Here is a 21299-nt window from a genome sequence, read left to right as displayed (position 1 = left end):
TGGGCGCGGGAATCACATGCCGACCAGGCTTCCCGGCTCACCTCGAGTCAGCTTAGGTCAGGCGGAGGGCGACGGCGCGGCCCCTCGTCGACGGAATCGGACCTCGAGGGCGAGGGTGAGGGTGGCCGTCACGACCAGGATGACGGCTGAGAGGGCCGCAGCGTAGACGCTGATCATGCCGTAACCGCCGGCGGCGTCCGGGTTGAGGAAGAAGTACGGATACCAGTTCGCCGACCGTCCCCTGACGAGCGTGTAGACGGCCCAAGCGATGGGGAACGCGAGCGACAGCCACGCGGCCTTCAGCGGAACCCGACGCGGACTGAGGAGCACGAAGTCGAGGACCGCGTACACGGGCAGTACGAAGTGCAGGAGTCGCGATGACAGTGGGGCTTGGAGGAGGAACGGGGCGAGAGCGTCGTTGAAGATGAGCAGCGCGAAGACACCTCCCGAGACGACGACGTAGGTGGTCGCGAGGAGCCGCAGCACCGTCAGCCACTGCGGAGCCGGTCGTCCCCGGAGTCCGAGCACCACGGCGATCGCCAGCGCGATCACGGCGATGATGTGGCTGTGGATGGTGAAGTAGCTCAGCACATTGACGGCGACGCAGGTCCCGTAGATGTAGAAGCAACTGGTCCGCGACAGCAGCGCCCAGATCGTCGTGACCAGCGCCACCGAGCGAACGGCCACGATGATGAATCGCACGATGCACCTTCCGGTCGACGGGCGGTGCTTGGCAGCGTAGCGGCCGGGCGCGTCGTCGTCCGGCCCGTGCAACGCAAGCGGTCGCCCCCCGGCTCCCCCGTCGTGTTGACTGACGGTGTCGATTGCCGTCGTCGTCCGTTCAGCGTGAGGAGCAGCCGTGTGGTTCGATTCGTGGTCCGATCTCGTGCGAGTGGTCCTCGTGGGAGCCGCTGCCTACGTCTTCCTGGTGGTCCTCCTCCGCGTGTCCGGTAAGCGGACGCTGAGTCAACTCAACGCCTTCGACTTCATCGTGACGGTCGCGCTCGGTTCGACGCTCGCGACCATCCTCCTGAGCTCGGATGTGTCGTGGAGCGAGGGCGCGGCAGCGCTCGCGCTTCTCGCCGGCATGCAGTTCCTCGTGGCGTCGGTGACGTCGCGCTTCCCGCGATCCGAGAAGGCCGTCAAGGCCAGACCGACCGCGATCCTCCTCGATGGGCGGATCGACGCGCCGGCCCTCGCGGCCCACCGGCTCACCGAGCAGGAGCTCCGTCAGGCCGTCCGCGGCAGCGGCGTCGGGGACCTCTCGCTCGTGGCCGCGGTGATCCTGGAGACGAACGGGAAGCTCAGCGTGATCCCGTCGGAGCAGTACGGCGACGGATCCGCTCTGACGGGTGTGGTCGGCATCGACTGACGGTTCCATCGGCGGGCCGTGGGCGGGGGGACTGGTCGGGCGGCCGTGCCGTCCACGAGAATGACTCCCATGACTGACGCCTCCACCACGGCCCCCGCCCCGAGCGGCACCGGTTGTCTCGACTGCGACGCCGTCGGCGGGTGGTGGGTGCACCTCCGTCGTTGCGTCGACTGCGGTCACGTCGGCTGCTGCGACTCGTCGCCCGCTCAGCACGCGACGGCGCACTTCCGGGAGACGGGGCACCCCGTCATCCGCTCGTTCGAGCCGCGCGAGGACTGGTACTGGGACTACGCGGCGAACGCCGCAGCCGCCCCGGTGCCCGTCACGCCGCCACTCAACCGCCCGGAGGAGCAGAGCGTGCCCGGACCGGCCGGCCGCGTCCCCGACGACTGGCGCGACCACATCCATCGCTGAGAGCTCGAGCGGTCTCGACGGAAGGTAAGCCCGGCGTTCTCCCGGCAGCGTTCCCTACGCTGGGGGCATGACACGATCCGTCGACCCCTCGTCCGACTGCCATAGGTCCCGCGCCCGGGTGACCCCGGGCGCGCTCCACGGGACGGAGGTCGGCCGATGAACGGCGACCTCCTCCTCAACATCGCCCTCGTCGTGGCGTTCGTCCTCGTGGGTGGCGTCTTCGCCGCGACGGAGATGGCCCTCGTGACGTTGCGCGAGAGCCAGGTCAACGCGATCGCCCAGCGGGGCAAGCGCGGCGAGAAGGTGGCCGATCTGGCGAGGAACCCGAACACGTTCCTCTCGGCCGTGCAGATCGGAGTGACGGTCGCCGGCTTCGCGTCCGCGGCCTACGGAGCGTCGTCGATCGCACCGTCGGTCTCGCCGTTGTTCGTGACCCTCGGTCTGTCGGAGCAGGTCGCGACGACCGTCGCCACCATCGCCCTCACCCTCGTCATCGCCTACCTCTCGCTCGTGCTCGGCGAGCTCGCCCCCAAGCGGCTCGCCATCCAGCGGAATGCGGCCTTCGCCTACGCCGTCGCTCCCGTGCTCAACGGCTTCGCGATCCTCATGCGGCCCGTCATCTGGCTGCTCTCCATCTCGACCAACGCCGTCGTGCGTCTCCTGGGCGGCGACCCGAACAAGTCGGGGGAGGAGCTCACGGAGGAGGAGCTGCGCGACATCGTGTCGAGCCACGAGGGCCTGCCGGAGGACGAGCGGCGCATCCTCGATGACGTGCTCTCGCTGCGCGACCGCCAGATCAGCGAGGTCATGCGGCCGCGGCCGGAGGTCGTCTCCCTGGACGGCGCCGGCACGATCGCCGAGGCGGTCGAGCGCGTCCAGGACCAGCCCTTCTCCCGTTATCCCGTCGTCGACCAGTCGATCGACGACATCACGGGCTTCGTGCACGTCCGCGACCTGTTCGACGCGGCCTCGGAGGACGCCACCCGGCCTCTCTCGACGGTCGTGCGCGACATCCCGTACCTGCCGTCGACGGCGCGGGTCCTTCCGACCCTCACCGGCATGCGGGCGAAGAACCAGCAGATCGCGGTGGTCGTCGACGAGTATGGCGGTACCGACGGCATCGTGACGCTCGAGGACCTCGTCGAGGAGGTCGTCGGCGAGATCTTCGACGAGTACGACACCGACATGGCTCCCGACGAGTTGACCGCGGAGGGCGGGCTCGTCGACGGCCGCCTCAACATCCAGGACTTCGAGGAGGCGACGGGCCTCCAGATCCCACGCGGCACGTGGGACACGGTCGCCGGCTTCGTGCTCGACCGGCTGGGCCGCCTCGCGGCCGTCGGCGACTCGGTCGAGGTCGACGACGCGACCATCCAGGTCACGGCCATGGACCGCCGGCGCATCTCGGAACTGCTCGTCACGAAGCGCCCCGTCGAAGACACGATCGAGCCGACCGAGACCCCCACCGTCTGACGCGGGAGAGAGTTTCTAGGTGGCGCGGTTCTTCGAGATGCGCCACTCGTTGCCGGCGGCCGTGTTCGCGAACGTCGCGGAGTCGACGAGGAGCCGGACGAAGGCGAGGCCGCGGCCGTCCTCCGCGAGCTCCGACGGCATCGACAGGCGGGCGTCGACGTCGAGCGAGATGGGCGGTGCGGAGTCGACGAGCTGCGCCGAGAGGACGGAAGGGTCGCACGTGACGTTGACCGACCAGTCGACTCCGGAGCCCCGGTCGCCGTGCTGGACGACGTTGCTCGCGAGCTCGATGAGCGCCGTCTCGAACCGCATCCGGTCCTCGTCCGTGATCGTGGGCTCGACCGCCCACAAGCGGTCGAGGAGATCGTGAACGGCGTCGACGGTGTCCGGCGGAGTGGTGAGCCGGCGGGCGAGCTCAGTCACGGTAGGCCTCGTCCGGGGAATCGTAACTCCGCAGGATCCGGTCGACGTTCGACAGCTTCAGCACCATGCGGACCTGGTCGTTGGGGGCGGCGATGCGCAGATCGCCCTCCGCTTGCCGAGCGGACTTGAGGCAGCCGATGAGAGCGCCGAGCCCCGACGAGTCCATGAAGCTCGTGGCGCCGAGGTCCACGACGATGCGGGAGCGGCCGGTCGTGATGGCGACCGTGACGGTCTCGCGCAACTCGGGCGCCGAGACCATGTTGAGGCGGCCATCCGCTCGTACGACCGCGATGTCGGTCCCGAGGTGCTCCGTGGTGAACTGCATGTCTCTCCTCCGCCTGGTGCGCCGTCATCTTCGTGACGGCGTCACACCCGCTGTCGTTCGTCGTCCGCGGTGTCGGACGCTCCCTGGAAACCGTTGAATCGGACTGCTCCGATCAGCACGCTCAGGCAGACGAAATCGTAGGCCACCCAGACGATGTTGACCACCGTTCCGATGACTTCGTCGCCGAGGATGAGGACCCGGACGAGTCCGATGATGACCGAGACGAAGAGCACGGCGGCGACGATGAGCTGCCATGTGATCTTTCCCCACGGCCGCTTCCGCACGTCCTGCTTCGTCTTGGGGGTGACGGCGAAGTCGAGCGGGAGCTTCAGCACCACGTTGTTGAAGGCCGTGACGCACGCGCGGATCCAGACGGGGAAGAGCGCGAGGCTGTACTGCTGGCCGCGCCACGTCGGAAGTCCGCGGGCGGCGACGAGGAACAGGATCTGATTGACGATGAAGAAGGGGAGGAAGTGCCAGAAGAAGTCCGGAGCCCAGCTCGTCACGGGCAGCACGCCGAAGACGAGGAAGACGACTGGGGCCGCGAGGTAGACGATCGTGGCGAAGCCGACGAGGTAGCTCCACATCGTGGAGAAGTACATGAGTCGCTGCGTGAGACGCATCCCCGTGCTGAACAGCGGGTTCTCCCGGAGGAACACCTGCATCGTGCCTTGCGCCCACCGCAAGCGCTGCGTGAGCGCCGTACCGAGGTCCTCCGGCGCGAGGCCGTCGGCGAGCAGCTCCTTGTGGAAGACGCTCTTCCATCCGAGGGCGTGCAGCCGCATCGACGTCGCCATGTCCTCCGTGACGGAGATCGTCGCGAGCGGCATGACGGCCTGGGCCTCATCGCCCCGGTCGACGTCGACGGCCTGGAGTGCCAGCTGGACCGCCTCCAGGGCGTTGAGCGGCGACAGCTCACGCGTCGAGAGCGCGGCGATGAGCTCGTCCCCGTCGCCGGCGTCCAGGCCGAAGGACGCGCTGGGCGATTCGCCGCCCGCGAGACGCTCGATCTCCTCGATGTCTGCGCGGATGTTCTCGAGGTCATCGCTCACGAGCCCGGCGGAGGCGGCCCGCACGCGTCTCTGCACGGTGTAGGTCACCTCTCCGAGGGGCTCGCCGTTGCCGAGCTGCCGTCGAGCTTCGATGAGTGCAGCGGCCGTCTCATCGAGCGCGGCCGCCGTCGCCGGTGAGACACCGCCGCGCCGGCGTGCCCGCCGCACGATGCGTGTGGCGTCGCGGAGGGTCGCGGCGACCGCACGATCGGTCTCCCGCACGTACCCGACGATGCCGAGCTGCATGAGCGCCTCGCGCCGCAGCACGGCGTTCGACCCGCAGAAGAACGCGGCGTTCCACCCGTCCTTGCCCTCCTGGATGGGGCCGTAGAACAGCGGGGCCTGGCTGCCGAGCGGATCACCCGTCGCGACGTTGCTGAAGACCTGGGGCGTCTGGACGAGGGCAACCTCCTCGTCGCGGAAGTAGCCGAGCGTGTTGTCGAGGATCTCGGGACGCGGGATCATGTCGGCGTCGAGAATGAGGAGGAACTCGCCCGTCGTCTGCATGAGAGCGTTGTTGACGTTGCCGGCCTTCGCGTGCCGCGGCCGGTTCTTCCACTCGCGGCCACGAGTGATGTACCCCACTCCGATCTCGGCGGCGGCAGCTCGCATCTCGGGCCGATCGCCGTCGTCGAGGATGTACGTCTGGTGGGGGTAGCGGATGTCGCGCGCGGCGCGAGCCGTGGTCGCGACGAGATCGACCGGCTCGTTGTAGGTGGCGATGAAGACGTCGGCCGTCACGCCGTCGAGGGGTGGTGGTGGAGCGGGCCGCTCGCGGGCGCGCCACATGGTGAGGGCGAAGAGGGCGACATCGATGAGGCTGTAGGTCTCCGCGATCACGAGGGGGACGGCGATCCACCAGGCATCCCAGTTGATCGACTCGAGCCAGCGCCACGCCACGTAGTTGACGCCGAGGATCACGGTGGCGAGGGCGACGATCCGCAGGAGGAGCATGTGTCGATCCTCGCGGTGCCTGCGAGCTCGCCGGCCCACGGCGTCGCCTTCCCTCACCGTCATGATTCCCTCACCGTCGTCTCTCGGTCCCCTGTGGCCGACAGACTCCGTCAACGGAACGTAGCACGCGGTCGGCGGTGCCTCGACCCGCCCGAAGTGGGGGAGGTGCGGTGTATCGTCCGATCACGGACGTCATGACACCGAGGTCGCCGCGAGGGGTGATGGTCTCGTCTCGATGTCCGACGGAGTCCTCGACCTCTCCGACGGAACTCTGGTCGCACTCGACGAGATCACCGCCGTCTTCCGCGCGAGCCCGAGCATCGACGACTTCTTCGCGCACATCGAACGTCGCACCGAGGAGAACCCGCCGACGACATCACGGTCCTCGTGGTGTCACGCGTCGCCGCCTGAGTTTTCCGCGCGACCGACGCCTCAGTCCGTCGCGAGCTCGATGAGGATCGAGTGTTGCGGGAAGAGGATCGGTCGCTGCAGCCCCACGGACATGAGCGTGCGTCCCGTGAGCGTCACGCCCGACTCCGCCCACGGGAGTGGCGACTGGCCGGGGCCGAGCACACGGGGAAGGGGCTCGGGTACCCGCACGGTGTAACGGCGGTCGGGGTCGAGCCCCGCGAGCGTGAAGCGGCCGGGAGGATGCCCGACACCCGTCGTGACCTGGGTGAGTGCGAAGAGACCCCACGAGCCGTCGGGGCTCACGGCGCCGCGGACGTCCACGGCCGGATCCGTCACGTCGACGTGCACCGTCTGGGCGGTGTGGAGGCGGTCGCGCCACCGCTTGTGGGCGGAGATCCAGTCGCCGAGATGGGCGCGCTCCTCGGCGGACGCCTCACGAACGTCCCACTCCACGCCGAAATGCCCGAAGACCGCACCGGCGGCGCGGAGGTCGAGGCCCAACGTGCGGCCCGTCGAGTGTGACGTCGGTCCGCTCACGTGCTCGCCCATGAGTTCGGGCGGCAGGAGGAGTCCCGTGTAGCGCTGGATGTCGAGCCGCTCGATCGGGTCGATGCAGTCGCTCGTCCAGACCCGGTCGGTGCGCTCGAGGATCCCGAGGTCGACGCGAGCGCCGCCCGAAGCGCACGACTCGATCTCGAGGCCCGGGTGGCGGCGGCGCAACTCGTCGAACAGGTCGTAGAGGGCGCGGGTCGCGGCGTGCACGCCAGCTCGGCCGGTGGTCGACGAGGCGCCGTCGACCACGTCGCGGTTGTGGTCCCACTTGATGTAGGCGATGTCGAGCTCTTCGACGAGCGAGTCGATCCGTTCGAGGAGGTACGCCGAGACGGCCGGGTTCGCGACGTCGAGGACGTACTGCTGGCGTCCCGGAAGGGGGGTGCGGCCCGCCACGGCGAGCATCCAGTCGGGGTGGGCGCGTGCGACGTCGCTGTCGAGGCTCACCATCTCGGGTTCGAACCACAACCCGAACTCGAGTCCGAGGGAGCGGACGTGGTCGGCGAGCGGACGGAGTCCCTCCGGCCAGACGGTTTCGTCGACGTACCAGTCGCCGAGCGATGTCGTGTCGTCCCGGCGGCCGCGGAACCAGCCGTCGTCGAGGACGAATCGCTCTGCCCCCATGTCGGCGGCGACCGCCGCGAGCTCGGCGAGTCCGGCGAAGTTCTGATCGAAGTAGACGGCCTCCCACGTGTTGAGGGTCACGGGGCGCGGCCGGGAGGGGTGGCTCGGCCGCGCGCGGATGTGCTCGTGCAGCCGGGCGGAGAGGGCGTTGAGTCCGTCGCCCCACGTCCCGTAGACGGTCGGTGTCGTGTACGACTCTCCCGGTGCGAGCACGATCTCGCCCGAACCGAGGAGCTCGCCGCCCATGAGCAGCGTCTCGCCGGTCACGCGCTTCTCGGCGCGGACGACGTGGTCGCCGCTCCAGCCGACGTGCATCGCGTGGGCCATGCCGCGTTCGAATCCGAAGCCCGGCTCGCCCGCGACGAGCAGCAGGGTCGCGTCGGCGCCCGGGCGGCCCTTGTGGCTCGACCGCTCGTGCGTGCCGATGGTGAAGGCGTGGCGCTGAGGGGAGCGCTCGTGGAGGTGACGCCCGGTCGTGTCGAGGATCTCGCGAGCCGATGGCGGGAGGGGCAGCGACACCGCGAGGGCGTCGAGCGTGTAGTCGTCGTCACCCGCGTTGCGGAGGTCGATCGTGCTCGTGACGACGCCACCGGCACCGATCGCGAGCCGGATCTCCGCGGCGAGGGCGGCGGCAGGATCGGCGGCCCGCACGACGACGCCGGCTCCGTGCGCGTCGTTCGTGGTCTCCACGTCGGTCGTGCGGAGCGCCGGCGAGAAGGCGAGGCCGCTCGGTCGATGTCCGCGGAGTCCGGGGCTGCCGAACCAGCCGTCGGCGTGCTGGGGCAACAGCGTGAGCGGAGCATGATCGTCGAGGCCGCCCGACGCGCGTTGCGGGATCGACGCCGTCGCGATGTCGCGCAGCTCGGCGTCGTCGACCTCTCCGAGGTCCGCCCCCCACCACAGGATCGTCGGCAGAGAGGAGCCGAGGTCGAGGACGACGCTCGTGCCGTCGTGTCGCAAGTGCAGCATGTCGCGCCGGTGCATGCATTATTTCTACGGTAGAAATAAATGGTGGTCAAGCGGGATCGGGGGCGTCACGATGGAACGGATGGCCACGGACGGGCTCATCCCGTCCGCTCGAGAGCTCGCCAGACAGATCCTCATCCACGGTCCGGTCTCGCGAGCGGAACTCGGCCGAACGCTCGGGCTCTCCGCCGCGAGCCTGTCGCGCTTGACGAAGACGCTCGCCGATGCGGGCTTCGTCGTCGAGGCCGACGGCCCGCCGGATCGCTCGCTCGGACGCCCCGTCCGACCGCTCGACGTGCGACTCGACCTCGGGATCGTCGTCGGCGCGAAACTGACCGGCGACGCCGTCACGGTCGTCGCGACCGACCTGCGGGCCCACGTCCTGCGGCAGATCGAGCGTGACCTCGACGACCGTTCTCCGGGGGCTGTCGCTCGGGTTCTCCGGGACGTCATCGAGGAGATCTCCGCGGGGGATCGGGTGCTCGCGGTCGGGATCGGTCTCGGAGGGCTCATCGACGCCGGCGGCGTCGTCCGCCGTGCGGCGTTCCTCGACTGGACCGACGTGCCGCTGCGGGACCTGCTCGGGTTGGGCGACGACACGCGCCTCGTGATCGAGAACGACGTCATCGCCCTCACCCGCGGGGTGCACTGGTTCGGCGTCGCCCGCGGGCTCCGGGATCTGGCCGTCGTAACGATCGGGATGGGCGTCGGGTACGGTCTCGTCCTCGACGACCGCGTCGTGGTCCGCCCCGATTCGGGCGTCGGTCTTGCGGGCCACCTCCCGCTCGACCCCGGGGGCTGGAAATGCGAGGAGGGCCATGTGGGCTGCGCGTCGGCCATGCTCACGATCCCCGGGATCGTCGGCGAGGCGAGCCATCGACTCGAGCGCGACGTCGAATACGCGGAGCTCCTCGAACTCGCGGCCGGCGGAGACCCGGTGGCGACGGCGGTCGTGCTCGCATCCGGGTCGGCGCTCGGCCGGATGCTCGCCCTCGTCGCCAACCTGACGGCGGTCGGCGACGTCGTGATCGCGGGTGACGGTGTCGCCCTGTACGCCGCCGCTCAGGATCACGTCGCCGGGGCCCTTCGTGCCGACCGCCGACCGCTCGCCGGCCCGGTACGAATCATCGCCGACGCCGCCGGCTTCGACGAGTGGGCACGAGGCGCCGCGGCTTCCGCGATCCAGTCACTCGTGCTCGGCGGCTGAGACGATCCCGTCGCCGTCAGCCCGCGTGGGATGAGGGCGGAGGGACGGCCTGCAGACGTCGGCTGATCAACGCGGGGGAATGGCCGACCTCGTCGCTGATCTCGATCGGGCTCGCCTCTTCGATCGCGAGGGGAACCCCCGGGGTCACGAGGCACGAGAGCCGACCGCCGTCGGCGAGCCTCATGGGGATGAAGCCGCCGCCGTTCCGGGCGACTTCCGCGACCTCTCTCTCGAGGAGCTCGCGGTCGAGAGAGGGGTCGAGCGGGAATGATCGTCCGCCCAGGATCAACGTGTGATTCAAATCGTCCCCTCCATCGGTCACCGAGTCATCGATACGACGGTACGGAGGACATCAACCGCCCGTCGAGCTCTTGACCTCCTCCGGTGACCCGGGGTTACCATGCCGCGCTCTGCGAACATCGTCGGCCACGGCCGATGGCGCCGCCGGTGTGAATTCGCATCTTCCCGGTGTCGGCGGTCGCGAGTAACGTGCGGGCATGGCGATCGATCCTCGTGTGCTCGACTGGCTGCTGGAGTCGGACCCGGCCCTGCGCTGGCAGGTCGAACGAGACCTTGTGGGGGCGCCTCCCCGGGCGTGGCAGGCGACGCGGGCGCGCGTGCCCACGGAGGGGCTCGGCGCCGAGCTCCTCGCCCGGCAGGACGCCGACGGCCAGTGGGCGGGCGGCGCCTACTTCCCGGCGGGCTTCTTCGGCAGTCCCGAGGCCGAGCAACCGGGGCAGCCGTGGACCGCCACGACCTGGACGCTCAAAGACCTGCGCGAATTCGGGGTCGAGGCAGCGGTCCTCGGCGACACTGCGGAACGGCTCGCCACCAACAGCCGGTGGGAGTACGACGACCTGCCCTACTGGGGCGGAGAGGTCGACGTCTGCATCAATTCCTTCACGCTCGCGAACGGCGCGTGGCTCGGCGTCGACATGTCGGGGCTCGCCGCGTGGTTCCGCGAGCACCGGCTCGGCGACGGCGGTTGGAACTGCGCGGCGGAGGATCCGGGCGAGGGTGAGGAGCCCTCGACGCGTTCCTCGTTCCACTCCACTCTCAACGCGATCCGCGGGCTGCTCGCCTACGAGCGCATCACCGGAGACGACAGCGTCCGCGACGCGCGTCACGGCGGTGAGGAGTACCTCCTCGAACGGCGCCTCCTCTACCGACTGTCGACGGGCGAACGCGTCGGCGGGTTCGTCGACCAGTTCCTCTACCCCAACCGGCACCGCTACAGTGCGCTCGCCGCGCTCGACCACTTCCGCGACGCCTCCCGCTTCGAGGGCACGGTCCCGGATCCGCGAGCGGCGGACGCCGTCGAACTCGTGCGCTCCGCTCGCCAGGCGGACGGCACGTGGCTGCAGGCCGGTCGACTCCCCGGCCGCGTCTGGGTCGACATCGACGTGCCGGAGGGTGAGCCGTCCAAGTGGCTGACGCTCATCGGCACGCGCGTGCTCGACTGGTGGGACGAGACCGGTAACGGTGACGACGACCCGATCGTCAGCGCAACGGAGGACGGCGGGCCGACGTCCCGCGATGAGGAGAATCACGCATGACCGGACGGATCGGACCCGAACCCGGCAAGGGATGGAGGGTCACTCCGCGACGCGGAATCGCCGCCCCTCGAAGCCGACGACGTCGCCGACCGCGAGTTGCCGGCCGCGGCGCCGGTCGACCTCGCCGTTCACGGTGACGAACCCGTCGGCGACGACCTCCTTCACCTCACCTCCGGAGTCGAGGATGCCGGCGAACTTGATGAACTGACCGAGGCGGATCGTCTCGCCGCCGATCGGGACGTCCTCGACCGGAGTGCGCTTCGTCATGCCGAAATGGTAGCGGAGCTGGCGCCGGGGGAGCCCGGTCGAGAGGTGCGGCGATGGGCGAGAGGTGCGGCGGCGGGCGAGAGGTGCGGCGACCGTCGCCCCTTTCGACGCTACCCGAGCGTGCCGCCCTCCCCCGCGGTCCCTGAGCTTGTCGACGGGGCGCGCGCCCGATAGCGTGGGGCGCTTCGACAAGCTCAGCGACCGGTTCCATCCGAGCGTCAGGCCTGAGCGGGGGTGACGCTCACCGCCCAGGTCACGCCGAAGCGATCGGTGAGCATACCGAAGCCGGCCGACCAGGCCGAGGCGGCGAGGGGCTCGATGACCGTCGCGCCGTCCGAGAGCGCTTCCCACGGACCCGTCACCTCCTCGAGGCTGGCGCCGCCGAGCGCGAGGAAGAACGGCTCGTCGGTGATGGTCGTGCCGTTCTCGCGACGCGTGCTCCCGGGCGTACGCGGTTCCGTCCGCCCCGGTACGTCGTACGCCATGACCGTGAACCCGTTCGGAGCGAAGGCCGCGCCGAACACGACCTTGTCGCTGTCAGGGAGGCCCGCGGGCATACCGAGGTCGCCGTACGTGGTCACCGTCGATCGACCGCCGAAGGCAGTGGCGTAGAAGGCGAGGGCGTCGCGTGCCTCGCCGTGGAAGTTGAGATGGGTGGTGGCGGTGAGCGTCATGAGCGTTCCTTACTGTGGGTGAGCCGGGGCTCCGTCTGCCCCGTTCTCGGGATGAGGAGAGGATCGCAGCAGTTCCGGTCAGGCAACGTCCTATATGCGCGCGATGATGGGTGCATGCCCATCGCCGACTCCCCGTCGACCTCGAAGCGACTGCTCGCCCTGCTCTCGCTCCTCCAGGCGCGGCGGGACTGGCCGGCGCCGGTGCTCGCCCGTCGACTCGAGGTGAGCGAGCGGACCGTCCGGCGCGACATCGACCGCTTGCGCGAGCTCGACTACACGATCGACTCGACGCGGGGGCCGGACGGTGGCTACCGACTGCAAGCCGGCTCTCACCTGCCGCCACTCCGCTTCGACGACGAGCAGGCTGTGGCGATCGCCCTCGCCCTCCGCACGGCCGGCGGGCTCGGCGCCGACCTCGACGAGGCGGCCGAGAGGGCGCTCGGCACGCTGTCGCGACTCATGCCGGCGCACCTGGCGAACCGGATCGCCAACCTGTCGCCGGTCTCGGTCTCCCCGGCGCCGGGCGGTGCCGCGGCCGCCCCGGTCGATCCCGGTCTGCTCGTTCGCATCGGCGAGGCGATCCGGGCGGAGGAGGAGCTGCGATTCGACTACGCGTCGCCGAGCGTGACGGCCGACACCTCCGACGGCGAGGTGGGGCGGCGGACGGAACCCCACCATCTGCTGCTGCATTCCGGCCGCTGGTATCTGATCGGCTATTCCGCCGTGAGGGAGGACTGGCGCATCTACCGCGTCGACCGCATCAATGCCCGCAGCCACAACGGACGCCGCTTCACACCTCGTACGGTTCCCGGCGGCGACCCCGCCCGCTTCCTCTCCGCGCGCTTCCGGGGCTCGGACACCGAGGACACCTGGGCGTGTTGGGGTGAGGCGACGCTCCCGGTGCCGCTCGCCGAGGTCGCCCCGTACCTCGGCGACGGCACGGCCGAGGCGCTCGATGACGAGCGCTCCCGCGTGAGGCTCGGCTCATGGTCGTGGGGAAGCCTCGCGGCGGCGTTCTCCCGCTGGGACGCGCCGATCTCCGATGTGCAGCCGCGGGAACTGCGATCCGCGTTCGCGGCGCTCGCCGATCGGGCCGCCGCGGCGGCGTCCGCCTGACGGAGGTGGGCTCACGCCGGAGCGAGCGGTGGCGCTGTGCCGACGGCGCTCCTGCCGACCACGCTCCTGCCGACGGTGCTCCTGCCGACGGCGCTCCTGCCGACGGCGCTCCTGCCGACGGTGCAGCCGGCGCAGGGGGGGGGGCACTCGCGAGGGGTGTACCGAGAGGGCATCCCACGCCGAGCGCGGCGGACGTAGCCTGTCGACATGGACAATCGAGACGAGGTGCGGGAGTTCCTCATGTCGCGCCGCGCGAAGACGTCGCCGACGGAGGCGGGGCTTCCCGCGGGGACGAACCGGCGCGTGCCGGGTCTCCGCCGCTCAGAGGTCGCGATGCTCGCCGGAGTGAGCGTGGAGTACTACTCCCGTCTCGAGCGCGGCGCGATCTCTGGTGCGTCCTCCTCGGTGCTCGACGCCATCTCGCGCGCGCTGCAGTTCGACGACGCCGAGACCGCCCACCAGGATCTCCTCGCCATGAACGCCCTCGGTCGCGTCTTCTACGCGCCCGTCGTCGGCGACGGCGGGCGCACTCCGGACCGCGACGGCACGGTCACGCAGGGCGGCTACTCGACGCACGTCGTGGTGGACGAGGACTTCGTGCTCCGCGTGCCCGAGTCGATCCCGTACGAGGCCGCCGCGCCGCTCCTCTGCGCCGGGATCACGACGTACTCGCCGCTGCGCCACTGGGGTGCCGCTCCCGGCAAGAAGGTCGCCGTCGTCGGCATGGGCGGCCTCGGCCACCTCGCCGTCAAGCTCGCCCACGCCATGGGCGCGCACGTGACGGTGCTGTCGCAGACGCTCGGCAAGAAGGACGACGGGCTGCGCTTCGGCGCCGACGACTACTTCGCCACGTCCGACCCGCAGACGTTCGAGACGCTCGCGAACACCTTCGACCTCATCCTCAACACCGTGAGCAGCGCCGAACTCGACTTCGACGCGTACCTTTCGCTCCTCCGCCTCGACGGGTCCTTCGTCAACGTCGGTGCTCCCGCCGAGCCCGTGAGCTTCCAGGTGTTCACGCTGTTCGGCAACCGCCGTTCGTTCGGCGGCTCCGGTATCGGCAGCATCGCGGAGACCCAGGAGATGCTCGACTTCTGCGCGGAGAACGGCATCGCGACCGAGGTCGAGGTCATCTCGGCCGACCAGATCAACGACGCCTACGAGCGCGTCCTCCGCTCCGACGTGCGCTACCGCTTCGTGATCGACACCACGAGCCTCGGCGGCGCCGCGAGCTGAGTGTCGACGGGCCGAGACCTCCCGTCTCGGCAACGGCGAACGCACTGGACGACCGCGGGTGAAAGCACGCCCGCGGTCGTCCTTCGTATACGCGGAGACGGGATGCCGAGGCGATCCATCGGCGTGCCCGCGGCCCGGATCAGCCGGGCGCCTCAGGCTGACGGGTGAGCGTCCGCGACGAGTTCGTCATATCCGACCCGGTAGTCCGGGTAGTCGAGGTGGCCGAGCAGATCGAGCAGGACCGAGCCGTCGAAGGTGTTGCCGCTCGGTGCGCTGTCGTCCGCGGTCGGCGGTGCCGTGACGCCGAGTCGGGCCGCGATGTGGTCGACGACGGCGCGCAGCCGGGTGGGTTCCTCGTCCACCGCGTGCAGGACGGGCGGAGGGGCCGCGGAGGTCAGCAGCGCCTCGAGAGCCCGTGCGAGGTCGGCCTCGTGGATGCGGTTGGTCATCCGTCCGCCGTCGATCGAGGTCGCCGTGAGCGTCTGCCGGATGAGGAAGTCGCGCCCCGGCCCGTAGATGCCGACGGGGCGCAGGATGATCGCGTCGAGGAGGTCGACGGCGACGGTCTCCGCGTCGAGCAGTATCCGCGCGCGCCCCGTTTCCCCGGTCGGGAGATCGCTCTCCGTGATGGGTTGCCCGCCGCGCCAGCCGTCGAAAACTCCCGTGGTCGAGACGAAGACGGTCCGGGCAGGGGGGCCGGGGAGCGCCTGGAGGACGTTGGTGAGCGCGGTGCGGTAGTCGCCGTTCACGGCGCTCGGCGTGAGCGTGACGACGAGCGCGTCGGCGTGGGGGAGCGGTGCGGTCATCGGTGCGGTCAGATCGAGCGAGATCGACGAGAACGCTGCGGGCAGGACGCTCACGTCACGCCGCAGGGCCACGACGCGACCACCCGCCATGACGAGCCGCTTGCCGAGCGCCGTGCCGAGTCGCCCGCACCCGGCGATGAGCGTGGTGCGAGGCGGGGACGTGGTCACCCCTCGACTGTCCCACACCCTGCTGACACCACGGTCGGCACGGGATCGAGGTCGCCGGCGTGCAACGCGGGCCCGGGTCGTGCGTCACCCCACTCATCCCCGCGCTCCCTGAGCGTGTCGAAGGGCATCACCTCGAGTTCGGGGCGCGTGCCGCGCCGCCATGCCGCACGTGTGAATCAGCACACCAGAATAGTCCGAGACCCGTCGTCCACAATGTTCCTCTCATCGGCGTATTCACGCTCACCCTGGCCTCGGTCGTAATGTCGGTGGCATGGTGTTCACTGTTCCTATGGGGGAACACGAGGTGGCGCTGCGGGCGTCGATCGCACGAGCGGTCGACGCCCTCGCCGCGCCCCTCCACGCGCTCGTTCCCGCCCGTCTCTCAGGCGACGACTACATTCAGCTCGTCGAGGAGGTGGAGTCGCTCGGCCGCATCATCGATGCCCTCCGTCTCCGCCTCGCGGGAGACGCGGAGTCGCGATCGGACGGCCCGATCGACACGTTCGGTGCCCTCGGTCATGCAAGCGCTGCAGACGGGCTCGCCGCTCTCGCGGGCATCTCGGTCGCGTCGGCGACGAGCCGCATCCACCTCGGGCGGGCGGTCACGCCGAGCCTCACCATCACCGGGGCGGAGACCCCGGCGCCCCACCACCACATCGCGGCAGCGGTCGAGGACGGCGCTCTCGGCATCGAAGCCGCCGGAGTCCTCGTGCGCGAACTCGACGGGGTCGCGCGCCGGGTCTCGCCCGAGATCCTCGACGAGGCGGAGCGGGGCCTCGTCCTGCTCGCCGCGGGCACGCACGAGCACCCACCCCTCCGGGTCGACCTCGTGCGGATGCAGGCGAGCGTCTTCATCGCGCGGATCGATCCCGACGGCGCCCGCCCGAAGGAACAGCGTGCGCGGCGGAAGCGTCGGCTCCGCTTCGGCGTCGAAACGTCCGAGGGCCTCATCCCGGTGTCCGGGCTCCTCGCCGGCGAGGTCGGGATCACGTTGAAGAACCTCGTCGACGCTCACCGGCGTTCACCCACCTTCGCCGATCCGGATGCCGCCGATGACGTCGATGTCGCCGTCGATGCCGACCCGCGCACGCTCGACGAGAAGCGGCACGATGCTCTCGCAGCGATCGTCGGCGCGGCATCACGCGCCGTCGACGCTCCCGACCTCGGCGGAGCGGCTCCCGCCGTCATCGTCACGGTCACCGCGGAGGCCCTCGAGGAGCCGAACGGCTTCGGCGTCATCGACGGTCTCGCGACTCCCGTACCCGTCGCCTCGATCGAGCGGCTCATGGACACGCGCGGCCATCAGATCGCGACACTGAGCCCCGCGGGCCGCATCCTCTCCCTGGGATCCGTGCAGCGGTGCTTCATCGCCAGTCAGCGGCGCGTCATCACGGCGAGAGACGGTGGCTGCATCATCCCGGGCTGCGGCATCCCGGCCGGGTGGTGCGAGGTCCATCACGTCATCCCGCATCGAGCCGGCGGGCCGACCCACGTCGACAACGGAGTGCTCCTCTGCTGGGGTCACCATCAGAAGATCGATTCGGGCCCGTGGCGAATCAGCATGCCTGGGGGCGTCCCGCACGTCCGTGGGCCCGGCCATCACGAGTGGACGTACGTGACGAAGGCCCGAAGGTGGCGGCCCCCGCTCCCCGCGACGGGATGAGTCCGGTTATCCCTGTGTGCTCCGAACGCCCTGGCGCGCTACCGCGAGGTCGGGGCCGCGAAGCGCTGCTGGAGCAGCACCGCCACGACGATGATGACGCCCTTCGTCACCGCCTGGACGGACGAGAGCAGATCGTTCTGCACGAACACGTTCGTGAGCGTCGCGAAGATCAGCACGCCGAAGACGGTGCCGGTGATGGTTCCACGACCGCCGACGAGTAGCGTGCCACCGACCACGACCGCCGCGATCGCGTCGAGCTCGTACAGCTGACCGTGCGTCGAGGTGCCGGCCGTCGTGCGTCCGAGGATCATCACGGCGGCGATGCCGGCGGTGAGGCCCGTGATCGCGTAGAGGTACATGGTGTGCCGGCGGACGTCGATGCCGGCGAGGCGCGAGGCCTCGCGGTTGCCGCCGATCGCGACCGTGCGGCGGCCGAAAGTCGTCCGGTTGAGCACGAGCCAACCGGCGACGGCCACGAGGATGAAGATCCAGATGAGGATGTCGACGCCGAGGATGTCCGCGTTGAGGGCGTCGACGAAATCGCGCGACTTCACGGTCAGTGTCCGGCGGTTGGCGAGGATCTCCGCGAGGCCGCGAGCCGCGACGAGCATCGCGAGCGTCGCCATGAACGCCGCGACCTTTCCGTAGGCGACCACGATGCCGTTCACGAATCCCGCTGCCACTCCCACCGCGATCGCGATGACCGCGATGACGCTCCAGTGCAGACTGCTCGCGAGGTCCTGGATCGCCGCGAGCGTCGCCACGACGGAGGCGAGACCCATGACCGAACCGACCGACAGGTCGATCCCCCCGCCGATGATCACGAGCGTCATCCCGATGCTGATGACGCCGATGATCGACGCCTGCCGCAGGATCGTGAGCACGTTCGGCACCGACGTGAAGGTGTCGCCCGCCGTCACCGCACCGACGATCACGATCACGAGCAACGCGATCACGAGGCCGGCGTTGCGGCCGGCGGATCCGCTGAGGATCCGCCGCCAGAGGGACGGCGACGCGGCGGTGTCCGCTCCGCTGGAGCGGGCACCGGGAGAACCGCCGGGCGTCTGGTGATCGCCGGGAGTCCGAGGACCGCCGGGAGTCTGGGATTCACCGGGCGTCCGGGCCTCGCCGATCCGGGTGTTCTGCTGCTCGCTCATGCGGCAGTTCCTTTCATGACGAGTTCGAGCACACCGTGCTCGTCGATGTCGTGGGCGGGGAGCGTTGCGAGGATGCGGCCGTCGGAGACGACGAGGACGACGTCCGCGAGCCCGAGGACCTCCTCGATCTCGCTCGAAACGATGACGATCGCGTTGCCCGCCGCGGCGAGGCGGCGGATGAGGGCGTAGATCTCCGCGCGGGCGCCGACGTCGACGCCACGCGTCGGCTCGTCGAGGAGGAGCACACCCGCTCCGTGCACGAGCCAGCGCGCGAGCAGGATCTTCTGCTGGTTGCCCCCCGAGAGCGTCGAAGCCGGGCGATCGGGGTCGGACGGGCGCAGGTCGAGAGCCTCGATCTGCTCCCGGGCCGCCGCTCGCTCGCCACGCTCGTTCAACCAACCGCCGCGCGCGAACCGCGCCATCGACGACAGCGTCACATTCACGAAGATCGACTCGCTGAGCACGAGGCCCTGGCTCTTCCGCTCCTCCGGCGAGAGGCCGACGCCCGCGCGCACCGCCGCCGTGACGGACCCTCGCGGCAGGCGCTTGCCCGAGACGCTCACCGTGCCGCTCGACGCCTTGCGCGCACCGTAGACGGTCTCGAGGATCTCGGACCGGCCAGAACCCACGAGTCCCGCGAGTCCCACGATCTCACCGGCGCGGACCCGGAAGGACACGTCGGAGAACACCCCGTGGAGCGACAGCCCCTCGACCTCGAGGACCGGTTCGCCATCCGCGGGAACGGGCACGGGCGGTGGGAAGACGCTCGCGACCTCGCGTCCGGTCATGAGCTTGATGAGCTCAGACGTCGGAGCGTCGGCGAGGGCCACCCCCGACGCCATCGTGCGCCCATCCTTGATGACGGTGATACGGTCGCCGATCTGACGGATCTCCTCCAATCGGTGCGTGATGTAGACGACGGCGATGCCCTCCGAGGTGAGCTCGCGGACGACGCCGAAGAGGTTCTTCACCTCCTCCGAGTCGAGCACGGCGGACGGCTCGTCCATGATCACGAGTCTGATGTCGTGGGACAGCGCGCGCGCCATGCTCACGATCTGCTTGTTCGCGGCGCTCAGCGAACCCACCTCGGCGTGCGGCGAGATCGACGCGTGACCGAGGCGTTCCATGAGCGCGCGGGTCTGCTTCGCGGCCTCCGACCGTCGCGTGAAACCGCCCGTTGCGAGTTCGTGGCCGAGGAAGATGTTCTCGGCCACCGTGAGACCGTCGACGACGTCGAGCTCCTGGTACATGGTGGCGATACCGAGTTCGATCGCCGCTTGCGGGTCGGCGATCTCCACGCGCTCGCCGAGCCACACGATCTCACCGGCATCGGGGCGATGCACGCCGGCGAGCGTCTTGATGAGCGTGCTCTTCCCCGCGCCGTTCTGACCGAGGACGCAGTGCACCTCGCCGGGTCGGACCTCGAGGCTGACGTCCCGGAGCGCCCGCACACCGGCGAACGACTTCTGGAGTCCACGGGCGTCGAGAAGGAGCCCTGAGTCGACATTGACCATGGGCGCAACATATCAGACGGTCTCGCCGTGAAGAAGGGGACTTACGGGCCCCGTTCCCGAGGCGTTCCGCCGATGCGACGAGGGACGCGATGGCCGGTCGCCTCCAGCGTTCGATCGCCCCACAACAGGGGCGAGATCGTTTTCTCGAGAGCTCTGGTGCGCCCTGTGAACGCCCTGTTAGATTGCGAGCGCGTCATTTGCTGTCTGCACCAACAAACGACGCCGATCGCATACGGATCTCAAAGGAGAGAATCTCATGGCACGCAAGCGAACCATTCTCCATCGGGCTCTCGCCGGCGCTGGCGCGTCGGTGGTGGCCCTCGGCCTGCTCACCGCCTGCACCGGGAGCGGCGCGGACGAGGAGAGCGTCGTCGACCAGGGCACGACCACCGAGGAGAACGCGGCGGAGGGCGACACGGTCACGATCGGCTTCTCCGGCCCGGCATCGGACCACGGCTGGCTCGGCGCCATCAACTCCGGCGCTCTCGACGCCGCCGAGAGCTTCCCCGACGTCGAACTCCAGACCGCCGAGGGCACGAACGACCCGAACGCCCAGATCGCGGCCGTCGAGACCTTCATCAACGAGGGGGTCGACGCGATCGTCCTGCTTCCGACCGACGGAGCCGCTCTCACCGAGGTGGCCATCAAAGCCATGGAGGCGGGCATCCCGGTGATCAACGTCGACCGGGAGTTCTCGAGCCCCTTCGCCGCGCGGACCACGATCCTCGGCGACAACTACGGCATGGGTGTGAGTGCGGGGACGTACATCTGCGAGCAGCTCGACGGCCAGTCCGACGCCGTCGTCGCGGAGATCGCCGGTATCGACTCGCTCCCGCTGACGCAGGACCGCTCGCAAGGCTTCGCCGATGCGCTCGAGGACTGCGGTCTCGAGGTGTCCGCTCGCGTCGCCGCCGACTTCACCGTCGCGGGAGGCGAGTCCGCGGCATCGCAGCTGCTGTCCGCCAACCCGCAGATCGACGCCATCTGGAACCACGATGACGACCAGGGCACCGGCGTCCTCGCGGCGATCAACTCGGCCGGTCGCGACGAGTTCTTCATGGTCGGCGGCGCGGGCAGCCGCGACGCCATGGACCTCATCGAGGCCGACGACTCCGTTCTCAAGGCGACGATCATCTACCCGTCGACGCAAGCGGCAGACGGCATCGCGCTCGCGCGGCTCATCGCTCAGGAAAAGACCGCGAGCGACCTCATCACGCCGAGCGTCCCGACCCGCATCGTGCTCGACGCGCCCGTCGTGACGAAGGACAACGTGTCCGAGTTCATCGATCTCGCGTTCGCCTCCTGAGTACGCACACCCACCCACGCATGAAAGCCGAGTCGGGGCGCCGGTCGAGGCCGGCGCCCCGAT

General features: G+C 69.8%; 20 protein-coding genes. 9 read left to right on the top strand and 11 right to left on the bottom strand.

The window, feature by feature from the left end:
* Positions 1-57 precede the first annotated feature (57 nt).
* Positions 58-702 carry a Pr6Pr family membrane protein gene (locus ELQ90_RS10340; RefSeq protein WP_128495161.1) on the bottom strand — a complete coding sequence of 215 codons (645 nt, stop codon included), beginning with the start codon at positions 700-702 and terminating at the stop codon, positions 58-60.
* Between the two features lie 157 nt (positions 703-859).
* Between ELQ90_RS10340 and ELQ90_RS10335 the strand changes: the two genes are divergently transcribed.
* From ELQ90_RS10335 to ELQ90_RS10325, 3 genes are all read left to right on the top strand, one after another.
* Positions 860-1372 (top strand): DUF421 domain-containing protein, encoded by a 513-nt coding sequence (locus ELQ90_RS10335; RefSeq protein WP_128495160.1) that lies wholly within the window; start codon positions 860-862, stop codon positions 1370-1372.
* 69 nt (positions 1373-1441) lie between these two features.
* Positions 1442-1786 carry a UBP-type zinc finger domain-containing protein gene (locus tag ELQ90_RS10330; protein WP_128495159.1) on the top strand — a complete coding sequence of 115 codons (345 nt, stop codon included), beginning with the start codon at positions 1442-1444 and terminating at the stop codon, positions 1784-1786.
* A gap of 156 nt (positions 1787-1942) precedes the next feature.
* On the top strand, positions 1943-3259 hold the full coding sequence (locus ELQ90_RS10325; protein ID WP_128495158.1) for a hemolysin family protein: 1317 nt from the start codon (positions 1943-1945) through the stop codon (positions 3257-3259).
* 15 nt (positions 3260-3274) lie between these two features.
* Here the strand turns inward: ELQ90_RS10325 and ELQ90_RS10320 are convergent, their stop codons facing one another.
* The 4 genes from ELQ90_RS10320 to ELQ90_RS10305 all read right to left on the bottom strand — a co-directional run bounded on the left by ELQ90_RS10320 (position 3275) and on the right by ELQ90_RS10305 (position 8584).
* On the bottom strand, positions 3275-3682 hold the full coding sequence (locus tag ELQ90_RS10320; protein ID WP_166408986.1) for an ATP-binding protein: 408 nt from the start codon (positions 3680-3682) through the stop codon (positions 3275-3277).
* Positions 3675-4007, bottom strand: a complete 333-nt coding sequence (locus tag ELQ90_RS10315; RefSeq protein WP_128495156.1) for an STAS domain-containing protein — start codon at positions 4005-4007, stop codon at positions 3675-3677. Before ELQ90_RS10315 ends, ELQ90_RS10320 begins: the two co-directional genes overlap by 8 nt.
* Positions 4008-4048: 41 nt before the next feature.
* Entirely contained in the window at positions 4049-6013 is a 1965-nt protein-coding gene (locus ELQ90_RS10310; protein ID WP_128495155.1) for a glycosyltransferase, read from the bottom strand.
* Between the two features lie 432 nt (positions 6014-6445).
* Complete coding sequence (locus tag ELQ90_RS10305; protein ID WP_243696118.1) at positions 6446-8584, bottom strand: alpha-galactosidase; 2139 nt, start codon at positions 8582-8584, stop codon at positions 6446-6448.
* Positions 8585-8648: 64 nt separating this feature from the next.
* Between ELQ90_RS10305 and ELQ90_RS10300 the strand changes: the two genes are divergently transcribed.
* A complete protein-coding gene (locus ELQ90_RS10300) occupies positions 8649-9773 on the top strand; it encodes an ROK family transcriptional regulator (protein WP_243696117.1) in 1125 nt (374 codons plus the stop codon).
* Between the two features lie 16 nt (positions 9774-9789).
* Here ELQ90_RS10300 and ELQ90_RS10295 read toward each other — a convergent pair whose 3' ends face one another.
* Positions 9790-10074, bottom strand: coding sequence for a hypothetical protein (locus ELQ90_RS10295; protein WP_128495153.1), 285 nt, complete (start codon positions 10072-10074; stop codon positions 9790-9792).
* Positions 10075-10270: 196 nt separating this feature from the next.
* On the opposite strand from ELQ90_RS10295, the gene ELQ90_RS10290 reads away from it, so the two are divergent.
* Complete coding sequence (locus tag ELQ90_RS10290) at positions 10271-11329, top strand: squalene cyclase (protein ID WP_243696116.1); 1059 nt, start codon at positions 10271-10273, stop codon at positions 11327-11329.
* 39 nt (positions 11330-11368) lie between these two features.
* Here the strand turns inward: ELQ90_RS10290 and ELQ90_RS10285 are convergent, their stop codons facing one another.
* Together ELQ90_RS10285 and ELQ90_RS10280 are read right to left on the bottom strand one after the other, a co-directional pair.
* Positions 11369-11596, bottom strand: a complete 228-nt coding sequence (locus ELQ90_RS10285) for an RNA-binding S4 domain-containing protein (protein ID WP_128495152.1) — start codon at positions 11594-11596, stop codon at positions 11369-11371.
* A gap of 218 nt (positions 11597-11814) precedes the next feature.
* Positions 11815-12270 carry a VOC family protein gene (locus tag ELQ90_RS10280; RefSeq protein ID WP_128495151.1) on the bottom strand — a complete coding sequence of 152 codons (456 nt, stop codon included), beginning with the start codon at positions 12268-12270 and terminating at the stop codon, positions 11815-11817.
* Positions 12271-12384: 114 nt separating this feature from the next.
* Here ELQ90_RS10280 and ELQ90_RS10275 point away from each other — a divergent pair, with 114 nt between their 5' ends.
* Both ELQ90_RS10275 and ELQ90_RS10270 read left to right on the top strand, forming a co-directional pair.
* Positions 12385-13386 carry a helix-turn-helix transcriptional regulator gene (locus ELQ90_RS10275; RefSeq protein ID WP_128495150.1) on the top strand — a complete coding sequence of 334 codons (1002 nt, stop codon included), beginning with the start codon at positions 12385-12387 and terminating at the stop codon, positions 13384-13386.
* Between the two features lie 207 nt (positions 13387-13593).
* A complete protein-coding gene (locus ELQ90_RS10270) occupies positions 13594-14622 on the top strand; it encodes a zinc-binding dehydrogenase (RefSeq protein WP_128495149.1) in 1029 nt (342 codons plus the stop codon).
* Positions 14623-14774: 152 nt separating this feature from the next.
* On the opposite strand, the gene ELQ90_RS10265 is transcribed toward ELQ90_RS10270, so the two are convergent.
* Positions 14775-15596 (bottom strand): Rossmann-fold NAD(P)-binding domain-containing protein, encoded by an 822-nt coding sequence (locus ELQ90_RS10265; protein WP_243696115.1) that lies wholly within the window; start codon positions 15594-15596, stop codon positions 14775-14777.
* A gap of 289 nt (positions 15597-15885) precedes the next feature.
* Between ELQ90_RS10265 and ELQ90_RS10260 the strand changes: the two genes are divergently transcribed.
* On the top strand, positions 15886-17259 hold the full coding sequence (locus tag ELQ90_RS10260) for an HNH endonuclease signature motif containing protein (protein WP_166408984.1): 1374 nt from the start codon (positions 15886-15888) through the stop codon (positions 17257-17259).
* Positions 17260-17297: 38 nt separating this feature from the next.
* Here ELQ90_RS10260 and ELQ90_RS10255 read toward each other — a convergent pair whose 3' ends face one another.
* Both ELQ90_RS10255 and ELQ90_RS10250 read right to left on the bottom strand, forming a co-directional pair.
* Positions 17298-18416, bottom strand: coding sequence for an ABC transporter permease (locus ELQ90_RS10255; protein ID WP_128495147.1), 1119 nt, complete (start codon positions 18414-18416; stop codon positions 17298-17300).
* Positions 18413-19930, bottom strand: coding sequence for a sugar ABC transporter ATP-binding protein (locus tag ELQ90_RS10250; protein ID WP_128495146.1), 1518 nt, complete (start codon positions 19928-19930; stop codon positions 18413-18415). Before ELQ90_RS10250 ends, ELQ90_RS10255 begins: the two co-directional genes overlap by 4 nt.
* A 256-nt stretch (positions 19931-20186) precedes the next feature.
* On the opposite strand from ELQ90_RS10250, the gene ELQ90_RS10245 reads away from it, so the two are divergent.
* Positions 20187-21236 (top strand): substrate-binding domain-containing protein, encoded by a 1050-nt coding sequence (locus tag ELQ90_RS10245; RefSeq protein WP_128495145.1) that lies wholly within the window; start codon positions 20187-20189, stop codon positions 21234-21236.
* The last annotated feature ends 63 nt before the right edge of the window (positions 21237-21299 follow it).

Origin of the sequence: Labedella phragmitis (genome assembly GCF_004078635.1) — a bacterium.
Classification (GTDB): Bacteria; Actinomycetota; Actinomycetes; order Actinomycetales; family Microbacteriaceae; genus Labedella; species Labedella phragmitis.
The sequence above is the reverse complement of the archived record's forward strand: the minus strand, read 5'-3'. Positions and strand labels throughout refer to the sequence as shown.